The organism is Planococcus sp. CP5-4_YE (assembly GCF_019042655.1).
GTDB lineage: Bacteria > Bacillota > Bacilli > Bacillales_A > Planococcaceae > Planococcus.
In genome coordinates, this window is sequence record NZ_JAHPZO010000002.1 from 43,009 (window position 1) to 56,334 (window position 13,326).

Annotated in this window: 16 protein-coding genes; 4 read left to right on the forward strand and 12 right to left on the reverse strand. The window is 48.8% G+C overall.

Going from position 1 to position 13,326, the window contains the following annotated elements:
• Nucleotides 1-125 precede the first annotated feature (125 nt).
• On the reverse strand, nucleotides 126-1,022 hold the full coding sequence (locus tag KTG14_RS02620) for a diacylglycerol/lipid kinase family protein (protein ID WP_216969163.1): 897 nt from the start codon (nucleotides 1,020-1,022) through the stop codon (nucleotides 126-128).
• A gap of 157 nt (nucleotides 1,023-1,179) precedes the next feature.
• Here KTG14_RS02620 and KTG14_RS02625 point away from each other — a divergent pair, with 157 nt between their 5' ends.
• On the forward strand, nucleotides 1,180-2,304 hold the full coding sequence (locus KTG14_RS02625) for an MFS transporter (protein ID WP_216969165.1): 1,125 nt from the start codon (nucleotides 1,180-1,182) through the stop codon (nucleotides 2,302-2,304).
• A 59-nt stretch (nucleotides 2,305-2,363) separates the two neighbouring features.
• Here the strand turns inward: KTG14_RS02625 and KTG14_RS02630 are convergent, their stop codons facing one another.
• On the reverse strand, nucleotides 2,364-2,768 hold the full coding sequence (locus KTG14_RS02630; RefSeq protein WP_216969167.1) for a hypothetical protein: 405 nt from the start codon (nucleotides 2,766-2,768) through the stop codon (nucleotides 2,364-2,366).
• Between the two features lie 67 nt (nucleotides 2,769-2,835).
• Nucleotides 2,836-3,294, reverse strand: a complete 459-nt coding sequence (locus KTG14_RS02635) for a GNAT family N-acetyltransferase (protein ID WP_216969169.1) — start codon at nucleotides 3,292-3,294, stop codon at nucleotides 2,836-2,838.
• Between the two features lie 94 nt (nucleotides 3,295-3,388).
• Here KTG14_RS02635 and KTG14_RS02640 point away from each other — a divergent pair, with 94 nt between their 5' ends.
• A complete protein-coding gene (locus KTG14_RS02640; protein ID WP_216969171.1) occupies nucleotides 3,389-3,880 on the forward strand; it encodes a GNAT family N-acetyltransferase in 492 nt (163 codons plus the stop codon).
• Between the two features lie 84 nt (nucleotides 3,881-3,964).
• Here KTG14_RS02640 and KTG14_RS02645 read toward each other — a convergent pair whose 3' ends face one another.
• From KTG14_RS02645 to mntR, 6 genes are all read right to left on the reverse strand, one after another.
• Entirely contained in the window at nucleotides 3,965-4,513 is a 549-nt protein-coding gene (locus tag KTG14_RS02645) for a DUF4064 domain-containing protein (protein WP_216969173.1), read from the reverse strand.
• Between the two features lie 425 nt (nucleotides 4,514-4,938).
• Entirely contained in the window at nucleotides 4,939-5,220 is a 282-nt protein-coding gene (locus tag KTG14_RS02650) for a GNAT family N-acetyltransferase (protein ID WP_216969175.1), read from the reverse strand.
• 79 nt (nucleotides 5,221-5,299) lie between these two features.
• Nucleotides 5,300-6,268 carry a ring-cleaving dioxygenase gene (locus tag KTG14_RS02655; protein ID WP_216969177.1) on the reverse strand — a complete coding sequence of 323 codons (969 nt, stop codon included), beginning with the start codon at nucleotides 6,266-6,268 and terminating at the stop codon, nucleotides 5,300-5,302.
• Between the two features lie 203 nt (nucleotides 6,269-6,471).
• Nucleotides 6,472-7,359 (reverse strand): DUF1002 domain-containing protein, encoded by an 888-nt coding sequence (locus tag KTG14_RS02660; protein ID WP_216969179.1) that lies wholly within the window; start codon nucleotides 7,357-7,359, stop codon nucleotides 6,472-6,474.
• Nucleotides 7,360-7,413: 54 nt separating this feature from the next.
• Nucleotides 7,414-8,274: a CvfB family protein gene (locus KTG14_RS02665; protein ID WP_216969181.1), complete on the reverse strand. Its 861-nt coding sequence runs from the start codon at nucleotides 8,272-8,274 to the stop codon at nucleotides 7,414-7,416.
• Between the two features lie 23 nt (nucleotides 8,275-8,297).
• Nucleotides 8,298-8,720, reverse strand: a complete 423-nt coding sequence (gene mntR / locus KTG14_RS02670; protein ID WP_216969183.1) for a transcriptional regulator MntR — start codon at nucleotides 8,718-8,720, stop codon at nucleotides 8,298-8,300.
• A 228-nt stretch (nucleotides 8,721-8,948) separates the two neighbouring features.
• Between mntR and KTG14_RS02675 the strand changes: the two genes are divergently transcribed.
• A complete protein-coding gene (locus KTG14_RS02675) occupies nucleotides 8,949-9,104 on the forward strand; it encodes a lmo0937 family membrane protein (protein WP_112233087.1) in 156 nt (51 codons plus the stop codon).
• A 60-nt stretch (nucleotides 9,105-9,164) separates the two neighbouring features.
• Here the strand turns inward: KTG14_RS02675 and KTG14_RS02680 are convergent, their stop codons facing one another.
• Genes KTG14_RS02680 through KTG14_RS02690 form a run of 3 tightly spaced genes read right to left on the reverse strand, consistent with a single transcriptional unit; the run spans nucleotide 9,165 to nucleotide 12,723 of the window.
• On the reverse strand, nucleotides 9,165-10,283 hold the full coding sequence (locus KTG14_RS02680) for a GNAT family N-acetyltransferase (protein WP_216969185.1): 1,119 nt from the start codon (nucleotides 10,281-10,283) through the stop codon (nucleotides 9,165-9,167).
• A 21-nt stretch (nucleotides 10,284-10,304) separates the two neighbouring features.
• A complete protein-coding gene (locus tag KTG14_RS02685) occupies nucleotides 10,305-12,395 on the reverse strand; it encodes a heavy metal translocating P-type ATPase (protein ID WP_216969688.1) in 2,091 nt (696 codons plus the stop codon).
• Nucleotides 12,352-12,723, reverse strand: coding sequence for an ArsR/SmtB family transcription factor (locus KTG14_RS02690; RefSeq protein ID WP_216969187.1), 372 nt, complete (start codon nucleotides 12,721-12,723; stop codon nucleotides 12,352-12,354). Before KTG14_RS02690 ends, KTG14_RS02685 begins: the two co-directional genes overlap by 44 nt.
• A gap of 167 nt (nucleotides 12,724-12,890) precedes the next feature.
• Between KTG14_RS02690 and KTG14_RS02695 the strand changes: the two genes are divergently transcribed.
• Nucleotides 12,891-13,310 carry a universal stress protein gene (locus tag KTG14_RS02695; RefSeq protein ID WP_216969189.1) on the forward strand — a complete coding sequence of 140 codons (420 nt, stop codon included), beginning with the start codon at nucleotides 12,891-12,893 and terminating at the stop codon, nucleotides 13,308-13,310.
• Nucleotides 13,311-13,326 lie beyond the last annotated feature (16 nt).

Below are 13,326 nucleotides of genomic sequence, written 5' to 3' on the forward strand. Positions count from 1 at the left end.
ACTGTACGTTTCAGCGACGAAAAAGTTCCAATTTCCAATGTTTTTACAAAAAATCAAAACAGGCCGTCGCTGATTCACGGCCTGTTCTGTACTGCATGTATATCCGATCAGCCACCTAGCATCAATTATTGGTCGGTTTCCCCAGGAACGACCGCACGGATGTGGCGTGGCATGATTTCAATGTCGAATGGCGTGGTACTGCCTTCATCGCCATCGATATTACAAGACAGAGGTTCACTCGTCCGTATAGAGACCCGCGTCGTATGGATGGCTTCAACCGAACGGTCTTCCTCGAATTTGCCACGCACCAAAGCAGTGGCCATACGGACAAATGCCGGAAGCGCAGCGTTTTCGACTATATACAAATGAAGCAAGCCGTCATCGGTCAATGCTTCCGGCGCAAGCTTTTCAAAACCACCCACCGAATTGGTCAATGCCACAAGAACGAGCTTTGCCTCGCCTTCCCAAGTGCCGTGGTCGTGCTCGATGACGAATGTAGTGACTTCATCGGAAGTGGCTGCTTTGACGCCTTCAACGAAATAAGCGAAAGCCCCGAGTTTGGTTTTCTGTTCAGGCTCCACTTCATAAGTCGATTCAGCGATTTCACCGATCGCCAGGATATTCATGAAGTATTGATCGCCGACTTTTCCGATGTCTACACGTTTTTCACGCCCTGTTTTCAAGCCTTCAATCGCTTCTTCCGGATCCAATGAGATGCCGAGTGCACGTGCAAAGTCATTGACCGTGCCGAGCGGAACCAATCCGAAAAGCGGTTCATGTTCTTTTTCCGCCAAACCCGATACCGCTTCGTTGAGCGTTCCGTCGCCGCCCATCGCCACGACAAGATCATAGCGTTTTTCACAGGCTTCCTCAGCAAAATCTGTAGCGTCGCCAGGTCCCGTCGTTTCACGTGTATCGGCTTCGTAGCCCATTTCTGTTAAAGTCTTTTCCGCAAAGTCTTTATACTCTGCCGCTTGTTCCTTCCCTGAGGAAGGGTTCCAAATGAACATCGCTTTTTTCATCTTTTTCCCTCCGGTGCTATAATAAGGTCATGTGTTTCAATACCCAAAACGATGCGGAATATAATCCACCTTGCCGCGATTATTTCTTTTTATCCGGGCGCCGGCCAAGCTTGAAGTGCCGCACATCACTACATCTTAAAGGAAGTTGGGGACCCCTTTGCGCTTTTTCATTTATCTTATCATCTTCTTCGCGTTTTTTGATTTATTTGCACAATTGCCGATCATCAGCCCGTTTGCCCTGTCACTTGGCGCTGGTCCGTTTTTGGCAGGCCTAGCCGTCGGAATGTATTCATTGTCGAATACATTCGGCAATATCATCTCAGGCATCTTCTCCGACCGCAAAGGGCCCTTTGCCATCTTACTGACGGCCCTTGCTTCGACAAGTGCCGCGCTGTTCATCTACGGCTTGGCAGATGGACCTTACAGCCTCCTCGCCATCCGCTTCCTACATGGCTTAGCGGCCGGATTGACGGTGCCGGCTGCGTTCACTTATTTAGCGAACCGTACCGACCACAGCCGCCGCGGTAAAAATGCAGCGATTTCCGGCGCCTTCGTTGGGCTTGCAGCAATCATCGGCCCCGCTTACGGAGCAATTTATACAAGCCACGGCAGCGTCCCAGAAACTATGGCCGTCACCGGCACCTTGATCGGCTTGCTCGCGATTGCTGCGTTCTTTCTGTTGCGGAGGCATCAAGTGAATAAGCCAGCGGATAGTTCGTCTGCTAAACGCCAAGCTTTTCAATGGAACGCAGGGCTTTGGCGTTCGTTTTCAGGCGCGTTCTTCTTGATGTTTTCACAAGGCGTGCTCGCTTATATGCTGCCGCTGAAAGTGGAGGCGCTCGGGCTTCCCACTCAGCTGAGCGGCTTATTGCTAAGCGCATTCGGCTTGTCAGCCATCCTGGTCTTCCTATTGCCGATCAATCGGCTGTTCGATACCGTGCGCCCGATCATCACTCTAATTATCGGCTTTGCCGTCATGGGCACTTCGCTGTTTGTACTTTCCAATATCTCGACAGAACCGCTGCTGTATGCGGCGATGTGTACGTACGGATTCGGTTTCGCACTTTTGTTCCCTTCGATCAATTCCTTATTGATCGATGCCACAGAACCCACATCAAGAGGACGTGCTTACGGATATTTTTATGCCTTTTTCTCCATCGGTGTCGTCGCAGGTTCCGGCGTCACTGGGGCTTTGGCACTCACTGCAGACGGCGGCTTCCTGTTCAGCGGCTCTCTACTGCTATCGATCGCCTTGGCCAATTGGCTAACGCTCGAACGCTGATTTTCTCGGCAATGAAAAAGACCGCCCAGGCATCTGTGCCGGGGCGGTCTTTTAAAGATTTATAGCTTATCTGTATTCAAACGCGGTTCAGATGAAACCGAATCCGTATTCTCTGATTTTTCTTCACTGTTATCGTTTGAAGAAAGCTTAGCGTCGTCCTTATCTTCTTTCTTTTCTTTCTGCTCTTTCTCATTGTAATACTGGACAGTCGCTTGTGTGCCGCCTTCAGCCGTCATCTTGTTTTCCTGCAGGTCGGTCTTGTCCAGGCCTTCGCTCTTTTGGTCTTGCTGGTCTTTGTTCTGATCCAAGTTTTGAGATTCCATATACTCATTCACCTTCGCTTTCACGTCATTAAATGCAACAGTTGCTTTCTCGCGGTTTTCCGGTTTTTTGAAATATGCGTATGCACCGGCTGCCAGACCTGCTAAAAGCAGGCCTCTGCCGCCACCTTTTTTCCTAGCCATTTGCAGCACTCCTTTTTGTTTTCTTATTATGTTTTGTTTACCCTAATCGGCCAAAGCTAATCATGAATCACCCAGCTGTTTCAGCCGCATATCGCTTCATGTCGATATGTGGAATTCCGTCCTCATTGTAAATCTCTGAAATCGCTTCGAAACCGAATGAGCCATAAAACTCTTTCAGATACACTTGTCCTTGCAATTGGATTTCGGGTTCTTTCCATTGTTCGTCAATATAGCGAATCGATCGCTCGAGGAGTTCTTTTGCCAGTCCGCGTCCGCGCGCCTCTTTGCGGACGATAACGCGGCCGATCGATGGCGCATCGTATTTCTTCCCTGCCGGCACAAGCCGGGCATAGGCAAGCACCTCGCCATCTTCTTCATATACCATGTGGGTTGAAACTTCATCCAACCCGTCCAATTCCGGGTACGGGCAATTCTGTTCCACCACAAATACTTCGACACGAAGCTTTAATATATTGTATAATGCTTGTGCTGTGAAGTCGTCAAATTGATAACTTTTCCACGCCATAATCCATCGCCTCCTATGATTTCATTATTCCACATCAATGGCTATTCAGGCTAGAGTTTGATATGATAGCAAAAATAATTCCAGAGGTGATTGCATGATTCGCACAGGTACACCGGCAGATATTGAATCTGTACGGGAAATCGCTCACATTAGCTGGAATGATACGTACGAAGGGATCATTCCATCTCCTATACAACAGAAGTTTTTGGAGCAATCTTACTCCACCCCCATGCTTGAAATGCGCATGGAGCGGACGATCCTCCTGCTTGCCGAGCAAGACGGGCAAGCTGTGGGCTTCGCCAATTTCACAAAAGTCGACGAAGACGGCGATGCCGAATTGATCGCCATGTACATGAAACCCGAGCATCAACGTTCAGGTTTTGGCAAAAAGTTATTGTCGGATGGGTTGTCGCGCTTAAAAGGTGGCCAACAATTATTCGTCTATGTGGAAAGCGATAACCAGAAAGGCCGCAATTTCTATGAAGCAAATGGCTTCCTGCTGCTAGAAGAGTTCGAGGAATTGTTCGAAGGGCATCCCCTTCAGACAGCCAAGTACGTTTTTGATCTTTCAGGCCAAGCGCAATAAATCTAGAACTGCACAAAACCCCCTCGAATTCGCTTCGAGGGGGTTTTCTTTGCTTGAATTTAAGAGTTAACGATTCTTCTTTTCTTACAACGGGCGGTACGGCGTGTCGTCTTCACGCGTCACCGCTTCATTTCTTGGGGCCGGTTCATTGTCTCGGCGCATCAATTCATCTTCACGGAGCGGCGGCTTGCGCACGAAGCACATAATCGCAGCGATGTAGAAGAGGATGGATGTCAGCGATAAAATCCCGGCGAAGATACCGGCTAGGATGAAGAAAATACCTGCCGTGTTTGCCTTCTCAAACGATTTCAATTTCGTGATGGCCAAAATGGCGAAGACCGTACTCACAACCAATAATGCGACGACGATCCAGCCAAGCACATCAAATCCTTGTACGAATGAATTGACCATGTCGATGGTCATCTCGACATCTCCTGAATTCGTCAAGTTTGGATCATTGCGAATTTCCTCTTCCATCTGCATTTGCATCTGACTGCCTTCAAAACCGCTCAAGCTGGTGATGAAAATGATGGATAAAATGATGCCGATTACATTAAAAATGGAACCGATGATGCCAAGAGCTTTTTCTCCTGTCCTTTTGATGGTTCCGTAATTCTCCGGTGCTTGATTCATTAAAAAACCTCCCATTTCTGTCTCCGGGCTGCACGGCGTATTTGAACGCTTCCCGCGTGCCCTTCTTTCCTTATTATGTTTCTTCTCTCATCTATACGCTTTCGCGCCATTTTGGTTTCGTATTACTTTCATTCCCGCTGAAATATTATTAAAACTTGTTTAAATTTTATCAAGCTGGGTATTTTATTACTATCAGCAAGACAAATACAAAATATAAAAGGGGTTCTAAAAAATGGAAAATAAACTAATTTTTAACCAAGCGGATTTCATGTACGGAGTAGGCGGCGCATCTATCCTTACAGCCATCGTGTTCTTCATGACAAGCCTGTAAGAAGGAGTGAGCCTATGAGCCAAACATTCATCAATACATAGAAAAGCAATCCACCCCAATGAGGAAATGGATTGCTTTTTTTGTGGTTTGCAACTTAAGCTTTGACGTCGTTGTATTCATCCGAACGCTCGAACACTTCCGCTACATATGAACAAACTGGCTGCATCTTGAACTGGTTTTCACGTGCATAAGCTGCTGCGTGGTCGACAAGTTCTTTTGCAAGCCCTTGATTGCGCAGGCTTTCTTCGACATAGGTGTATTCCACGACCATTAAATCAGCCATTTGCGTCCACGTGATTTCAGCTTTCACTGTCTCGCCGCTTGATTCGCGAAAAGCGAATTCATCATGCCCAAGTTCTGTAAATTTCAATTTCATCGATCCGATTCCTCCTTATGTTCCACTTTAGCTGTGCAAGCGAATCGAAACTTCTCATTGCTTCAGATTTGACCGCCAGTTAGCGGTTGATCTTCAACGGACGGAGAGAGTCTTCGATGTCCTTGCGTCTCGGCTCAAGGAATGGCGGCAAGGCCAAGCCTTCGCCAAGTTCGTCTGCATTTTCATCAGTCGCGAAGCCAGGCTCATCTGTCGATAACTCAAACAGGATCCCGTTCGGCTCACGGAAGTAAATCGCTTTAAAATAATAACGGTCCACTTCACCGGACGTTTGGAAGCCGTTGGCACGCAAATATTCGTTCCATTGATGATACTCTTCATAAGTTTTCACGCGGAACGCTACATGATGGACGCTTCCCCGGCCGGGACGCTCCGGCGGAAGGTCTGAGCGCTCCTCTAAATGTATTTCGCCGCCAGGGCCGCCTTCTCCTGTCGTAAAGACGATTATTTCTGGTTGACCTTCCACTTCCGGCGCATAGGCACCGGCTTTTGAAAACCCGAGAATATCCGTCAACACCTTAGCTGTACGCTCCGCTTTACGCACTGTCAGCCTGACCGGCCCAAGCCCGCGGATCGCGAACTCTTCCGGAACACTCGCTTTTGTCCAAGGTTCGCCGAATGGGATGCCCTCTCCTTGATCGACGACTAACATCAGGCGCGATCCTTCAAAGTCCTGGAATTCCACAGTATCCCGGCCAAAACGCTGGGTTTTTTCGCCGTATGGGACGCTGAACTCACGGAAACGCTCCAACCAGTAATCAAGTGCCTCGCTTGATGGGATACGAAATCCGGTGTTGCTGATGGAAGTGACGCCTGGATAGGTTCTGCCTGCCATCGGGATATCAAAATAAGTCATATCGGTTCCCGGTGTCCCTACTGCGTCTGCATAAAACAAATGATAGGAAGACGGGTTGTCTTGGTTGACGCTTTTTTTGACGAGACGCATCCCAAGAATACGCGTGAAAAAGTCATGGTTTTTATCTGCGTTGGCTGTAATTGCCGAAACGTGGTGAATGCCTGCAACTTGCATGAAAAGCACCCTTTCTTTATCTCGAATTCGAGATTATTACTTATAGCTTATCATTTACTGAGGTTTTTCTGCAAGACAGCTGTTTCCGCTTCATCGGGTTAAAGGACAAAAAAATGTCCTGGAAACCATTTTCACGATTTTCCAGGACTGCGTTATTTTCTATTCATTATTTTCCTGCGGCTTCATCTCTGGAGAAAAATGGTTTAGTTGAACCAGCCGCGAACGGTATTGGCCAAATCACGGAAAAATTGTTTCACACTTTCCCAGAACCCCTCGTCATTGACGACGGTACCAATTTTATCACTGATCGTCTTGCTCAAGTCTTCCAATTCAGTCGACCATTTCGAGAAATCGATATCGAGCTGGCGGATGCGGTCCATCAAATCGACTAGCAATTGGCGATCTTCAGGGCTCAATTCAATCTGCAGACGGCTTAATTGCTCTTCGACAATCTGCTCAACGTCTTCACGCGTTGCCGGGTTTTGCTCGGCGATCTGCTTTTTGATTTCTGTCAATAATTCGCTGACTTTTTCCTGGTCGACGCCGCCTTCAGACAATTCTGTCGCCACGGATAATTCGTCATTGGCAACATCTGTCCGTTCAGGATCGAGCTGCTCCCCGTTGACTTCATAGGCTTTGTAGATTCCCACAAGTGCAGAGTGCCCAGTTACCGCTTTCGGTGCAGCCACTTCCACGGTGGCATTTTCAATGCCTGCCGTCAGCATGGCGTTGGCGTACATATCCGTTGTCACTTGAGTGATATTATCCGGCGTGGCGATTTCAATGACCAGCCCTTCACCTTCTTCTGTGCGGGTGATTTTAGCAGAAGAATACATGCGTGCCCGCGCGTCTCCATCCGTAATGTATGTGACTAGGTCCTGCCCGGTTACTTCAATTTCTTCCACTTCCGCTTCGCCAGCAACGTCCAGGCTTTCAGCAACTTGCGCCTTTTCATCTGCGGATAAATCGCCTCCGTAAACGACGATCGGCAAGCCGAATTTCTCATTTATCCCGACATTTGCGGATGCTGCGCCCGCAAAAGCTAATGCGAAAGCCATCATCAATGTGGCAAGTATCATTATTTTTTTCATGTTTTTTTGCCCCTTTCTTCAAATATTAGTACGCATTTGAGGCAGAAAGGTTCCTTAGCCGAGCAATTTTGTCCAGCCGTCTTCTTGCACGATGCGGCGTTCTTTGTAAAGCCTGCCGAGCGCACGCTTGAATGCGGCTTTGCTCATGCCGAACATTTCCATGATTTCATCGGGCGATGATTTATCGGTAAACGGCATTTGGCCGCCAGCATTTTCCAGATAGCGCAAAATTTCTTCCGCATCGTCCGACAAGCGTTCCTGTTTGCGTGGCAATAGAGACCCGTTGAGCGTTCCATCGTCTTTGACATCGATGATGCGCACCGTTTTTTCTTCTCCGAGGCGCGGTTCTGCTTCACGCTCTGTTTCGTGGACGAAGACACGGTAGTTTTCTGGCACCGACAACATGAATGAGCCGACCGGCAGCAAGCGGTAAGCCCGCGCTTTCAGATCTTTGTTATAAACTTCAGCAGGCGCCCGCTCATAAAGTTCTAGCACCTTTTCTTCTGTCGCCAGGCGCCCATAAAGATCACCATAGCGGTCTGTCCGGAGCGTCATGAAAATATGGTCGCCCTGCGCTGGCCATAATTCCTGCACTGGCGGCAAATCAGCCGGCAGAACGTAAACTTCGCGTGTCGTGCCGATATCAACGACTGCGCCTTCTCGCGGAGAAATCTTCAATACTTTCGCCCAGCCGTATTCACTCGGTAAAATATGCGGAATCATTGGCGTGGCGGAGATGCCGCCTTGGCGATTTCGGTACAAGAAGACTTCAATCTCCCCGCCGACCTCTTGCCCTTCTGCGATTTCCGATGCGTTCATAGTTACTTCATCACCGGAGCCATCCGATAAGATCCACTGGGATGTGGAACGGTCTTTAATGTGCAATAATGCTTTCAATCCTGGATGCAAAGCCATGCTGCATACCTCCTCTATTTGGGTTAGCTGTTTTTTTGGTCATTGCTCAACTTCTTCAATTTTTCCGCTACGCCTTTGTCTTCTTCAAGCAACTGGACTAAATCAGCGATGCGGTCGATGGAATTCCAGCTTAAATGATGTTCGATTCCTTCTACGTCTTCGTAGATTTTATCTTCATCCACACCGATCAGCCGCAAAAATTGCTCAAGCAAATCATGGCGCTGAAGCAAGCGCTTGCCGAGTTTTTGCCCTTTAGGCGTCAGCATCAGGCCCCGGTAGCGTTCGTAGATCAAGTAGCCGTCCTTGTCGAGTTTCTGTACCATCTTCGTTACAGATGACGGCAACACCGATAGCGCCTCGGCGATATCCGAGACGCGCGCGTACCCTTTTTGCTCTATTAATGAATAAATGATTTCAATATGGTCTTCCATACTTGGAGTAGGCAAATTCCGTTCCTCCCTCGCGTCGCTATGTTCAGTTTACTATACTGCCGCCTTGTGAACAACTGAGCATGGACGCTTGCGATTCGCTTTCCAAAGCGCTGAATAAAGGCAATTTTCCAACATCTATAAAAACAGCATTGAACGTATGGCAATAGGTTTAGCGCATTTTCGCTAAGGGTAATGATACATATAACACAAAAGATAGACGAAATTGAAAGGTAGGTGGAGAACATGGGACGTATTCTTTGGATTATTTTGGTAGTAATTCTTGCGGTATGGGTAATCGGATTCTTATTAGACGTAGCAGGCGGACTTATTCACATTCTTTTGATCATCGCGGCAATCGTCTTGATCATCAACTTAGTGACAGGCAGGAAAGGTGTTTAGATAAATACCAGACCCTAAAAACCCCGGAAAAGCAGAGTAATCTGCTTTTCCGGGGTTTTTTCATACTCTCACTTTTGCATAGACACACGTATCGCGGATTTTCCCGTCATGCCGCGACAGGCTGTCCTTGCGCAATATGCCTTCGAGTTCAAAGCCAAGTCGCTCCGCTACTGCGCGGCTCCGGACATTGTCCGGATCGCAGCGGATTTCTACGCGGTTCGCTTGCAACTCTTCGAACGCAAAACGCGTGATGCGCTCTACCGCTTCCGTTACATAGCCTTTTCCTTCAAAACGGCTGTCCACCCAATAACCAACTTCGAATTTTCGCACTTCCCAGTCGATGCGGTGCAACCCACTCGACCCGATGAACTGCCCGCTATTCTTATCGAAGAAATGCAGCCGCAGGTCTTTGCGCAACATGAAATCTGTTTCTGCTTGAATCAAATTCGCCGTCATTTCCGCTAGATTCGGCTCGTGTTGCGCAAAAGGCATCCACGGGCGCAGCGCTTCTAGTGAGTGGCGCACCGCTTCAAAACTAAGCACGGCATCTTCCCTTTTCGGTGCACGGATCAATAAACGCTCTGATTCAAATGTCTCTGGAAACTCCAGTAACAACGGATTGAAAGGGGGATCTGCTGGCGCTTTCACTGCGTCATCCCACATGACTGGCGTCGTCACACCTGCTTCCCAGTCTTCACGGGTCATCCCGTAAGTTACCGCATCGTGATAACGGTTTTGTTTCGGCGAAAACCATGCTTGGCGTAAATGCGCTTCCTTCACGAAACCAGTTCGTTCGAACGCTTTGCGCATCGCAAAATTATCGTGGCGTGTATGGCCTTCCAGGCGAATTTTCTTCTCCGGCAAGGAAAAGACGAAGTCAGCGATCATGCGCAGCGCTTTCGGGCCGTAGCCTTGCCCCCGGTAGGAATCGGCAATCCGCAAATCGAACAGCGGAATCTCATCCTGCAGGTCGAAGATTTTCACCAAGCCCACTTGTTCGCCTTCGTCGTTTTCGATCCAAAAGGTCTTGACCTGATCCGATTTATAGCCGCCTTCTACGATCGTCTTTTCGATCAAGGCGCGCACCGGGTGTTCGTGGCCATGATAAGGCCATGAGTTGGTCGTCATAAACTCGATCAATTTCTCGTGCTCTTCCATGGTCCATTCTGTTAACTTCAAATCGCAACCTCCAAACGCCTCTTACTTCTGGACTTTTACCAAACGCAATGCATTCAAGATGACCAATAGCGTAGCCCCCATATCCGCAAAGATTGCGATCCATAACGTGAGCCAGCCTGGAATGATCAAGAGCAGAGCCAAGATTTTCAGTGCCAGTGCAAAGATGATATTTTCCTTTATTATACGCAAAGTTTTTCTGCTTAGTCGAATAGTATATGGAAGTTTCTCCAAATCATCCGCCATCAAGGCGATATCCGCTGTCTCGAGCGCCGCATCCGTTCCGGCTCCGCCCATGGCTATGCCGATATCGGACGCCGCGAGTGCCGGTGCGTCGTTGATGCCGTCGCCGACCATCGCCACGCGCCCATATTTTGACTGCAACTCTTTAACGGCCGCTAACTTGTCTTCCGGCATCAATCCGGCACGGATATCCGTCACACCGATTTCCCCGGCGATGGCTTTAGCTGTTGCCGGGTGGTCACCCGTCAGCATGATCGTATGATCGACACCGATTTCCTTCAAGCGCTCGATAATCATCGGGCTTTCTTCCCGAATGGCGTCCGCAACGCCGATTACCCCGAATAAATGCTTGCTGGAAAATACCGCCATCGCAGACTTTCCGTTTTCCTGCAGGCGATAAGCAGCTTTGGGTGCATGGAACCCGTGCTCCTCAGCCCATTTCAAGCTGCCGACACGGATGCGCGTGCCGCCGATTTCTGCATGCACGCCTTTACCGGTCAAGGATTGAAAGCGTTCAGATGGGTATAGTTCGGGCGCTTGTTTCGTGATGGCACGGGCGAGCGGATGCTGTGATAAAGCTTCGACAGACGCCGCGAGCTTGACCACTTCCTCAGGCGTATAACCTTCTTCCGGTAACACATCGGTCATTTCCGGATAACCTTTCGTCAAGGTGCCGGTTTTGTCGAATGCGATAGCCTGTAGGCGCCCTGTTTCTTCTAAATGAATGCCGCCTTTAATAAGTACACCCTGTCTTGCCGCATTGCCAATTGCCGTGACAATCGCGACAGGTGTCGATACAACAAGCGCGCATGGGCAGCCGACAACTAGAACGGCCAGGCCTTGATACACCCACAGCTCCCAATTTCCCGTAACAAACCCTGGAACGAGCGCAACCAAAAATGCAACAGCAATAATTGCCGGAGTGTAATATTTCGCGAAACGGTCGACGAATTGCTGCGATGGCGCTTTTTCTGCCTGCGCTTCTTCTACTAGATGGATGATTTTCGCGATGGTTGTATCTTCTACGCGTTTAGTGACAGTCACTTCCAACGCGCCTTCTTCGTTCATGGTTCCTGCAAATACTTCGTCACCCGGCTGTTTTGTGGCAGGAATCGATTCCCCGGTGATCGCCGCTTGATTGACAGCCGATTCACCACGCAAAACAGTTCCATCCATAGCAATTTTTTGGCCAGGCTTGACGATTAACACGTCGCCGATCCGGATGTCTTCGGTCTCTAGCTCAATTAATTCCCCGTCGCGCTGAATCAATGCGCGGGAAGGAGCAAGATCCATCAGTGAACGAATCGATTGGCGCGCTTTGTTCATCGAGAAGGATTCAAGCGCTTCGCTGATGGCAAATAAGAATACGACGACTGCGCCTTCCCGCCATTCCCCGATAATGACAGCACCAATAATAGCAATGGTCATCAAAGTTTTCATGTCGAATTCCAAACGGCCGAGGTTTTTCAATCCGGTCGTGAACATCCGGTAGCCGCCAATGAGCATCGATGCACCGAACAAGCCAATTGACGCTGGATGCGTCTCACCTAGCTGGAAGGAAGCGATAATGCCGACAAGCAAAAAGACAAAGGAAATGGCCGTCTCTACCGTCTGGCGCCGTTTGTAAAATGGCACATGCGGCACGCGTTGTTTTTCCGGATAAACGCGGATATGATCGAAAGCACCCGCTTTTTCTAGCGCTTCAATTGACACATTGCCATCGACGCGCAATTTGGATGCGCCGAAATTCAATTCAACATGTTTCGTTTCCGGCAGATTGCGGATGTTCTGTTCGAACTTCGCGGCACAGCTTGTACACGATAAATTTTCAAGACGATAAGTTTTGCTCAATCGAAACACCTTCTTTCGCATGTTCATTCGCGATGGTCACAAGCTGACGCACATGGTCATCCGCCAATGAATAATAAATCTGCTTGCCTTTACGTTCGGATTTCGCCAAATCCCGTTCGCGCAAATACCGCAGATGATGTGATGCAGTCGCTGTTGAGGAACCGATCACCGCAGCGATGTCGCACACGCACATTTCTGGCTCGATCGTCAGCGCATAGGCGATCTTTAAGCGAGTTTCATCCGCCAGCGCTTTAAACAAAGCCGAAACGCCATCAAGCTCGACCATATGCTGCTGCACACGATCGACCGCTTCGGGATGAACTTTTGTAATATCGCACATTTCTTTCATCCTGTTCACACCCTTCATTCAAACCTTCATTTGATTGATTTCAGTATACGTTGATTTAACTTAACAGTCAAACCGTGGTTTGAATGAAAAGTGCAGCCTCCCGTTCGTAATTCAGTAAATGCTATACTAGTAAAAACACCGACACCATAGAACAGGAGAGACGAATTATGTACCAACACGTATTGGTTGCCATCGATGGATCCGATCATTCAAAACGCGCCGCACAACACGCGATTCAACTCGTTGAAGGAACGCCTTTGGCACAAGTAACAATTGTTTGTGCGGTCGACTACGGAAAATCTGAAAGAGAAAGTAATCGAGGGCTCACAAGCGAGCAAATAGCCACAGCTGCCCGCGAACATATGGCACCGTTTGAAGATATCTTCCACCAGGCAGAAGTCCGCGTGAAAAGCGTCATTGTCCATGGTGCGCCTGGGCCAGCCATCGTCTCCCACGCCAACGAACATCCATACGATATCGTCATCATCGGCAGCCGCGGCTTGAATCCCGTTCAGGAATTCGTGCTCGGCAGCGTTAGCCACAAAGTAGCCAAACGTGTTAAAGCGCCGGTATTGGTTATCAAATAATGAGGACCTGCGTTCA

Excerpts from the sequence above, each read along its gene's own strand:
- KTG14_RS02655 (WP_216969177.1), bottom strand. The coding sequence starts at position 6,268 with ATGCAAGTTGCAGGCATTCACCACGTTTCGGCAATTACAGCCAACGCA.
- KTG14_RS02685 (WP_216969688.1), bottom strand. The coding sequence starts at position 12,395 with ATGCGAAAGAAGGTGTTTCGATTGAGCAAAACTTATCGTCTTGAAAAT.
- KTG14_RS02660 (WP_216969179.1), bottom strand. The coding sequence starts at position 7,359 with ATGAAAAAAATAATGATACTTGCCACATTGATGATGGCTTTCGCATTA.
- KTG14_RS02695 (WP_216969189.1), top strand. The coding sequence starts at position 12,891 with ATGTACCAACACGTATTGGTTGCCATCGATGGATCCGATCATTCAAAA.
- KTG14_RS02630 (WP_216969167.1), bottom strand. The coding sequence starts at position 2,768 with ATGGCTAGGAAAAAAGGTGGCGGCAGAGGCCTGCTTTTAGCAGGTCTG.
- KTG14_RS02650 (WP_216969175.1), bottom strand. The coding sequence starts at position 5,220 with ATGAAATTGAAATTTACAGAACTTGGGCATGATGAATTCGCTTTTCGC.
- KTG14_RS02645 (WP_216969173.1), bottom strand. The coding sequence starts at position 4,513 with ATGAATCAAGCACCGGAGAATTACGGAACCATCAAAAGGACAGGAGAA.
- KTG14_RS02620 (WP_216969163.1), bottom strand. The coding sequence starts at position 1,022 with ATGAAAAAAGCGATGTTCATTTGGAACCCTTCCTCAGGGAAGGAACAA.
- KTG14_RS02690 (WP_216969187.1), bottom strand. The coding sequence starts at position 12,723 with ATGAAAGAAATGTGCGATATTACAAAAGTTCATCCCGAAGCGGTCGAT.
- KTG14_RS02635 (WP_216969169.1), bottom strand. The coding sequence starts at position 3,294 with ATGGCGTGGAAAAGTTATCAATTTGACGACTTCACAGCACAAGCATTA.
- KTG14_RS02640 (WP_216969171.1), top strand. The coding sequence starts at position 3,389 with ATGATTCGCACAGGTACACCGGCAGATATTGAATCTGTACGGGAAATC.
- KTG14_RS02675 (WP_112233087.1), top strand. The coding sequence starts at position 8,949 with ATGGGACGTATTCTTTGGATTATTTTGGTAGTAATTCTTGCGGTATGG.
- KTG14_RS02665 (WP_216969181.1), bottom strand. The coding sequence starts at position 8,274 with ATGGCTTTGCATCCAGGATTGAAAGCATTATTGCACATTAAAGACCGT.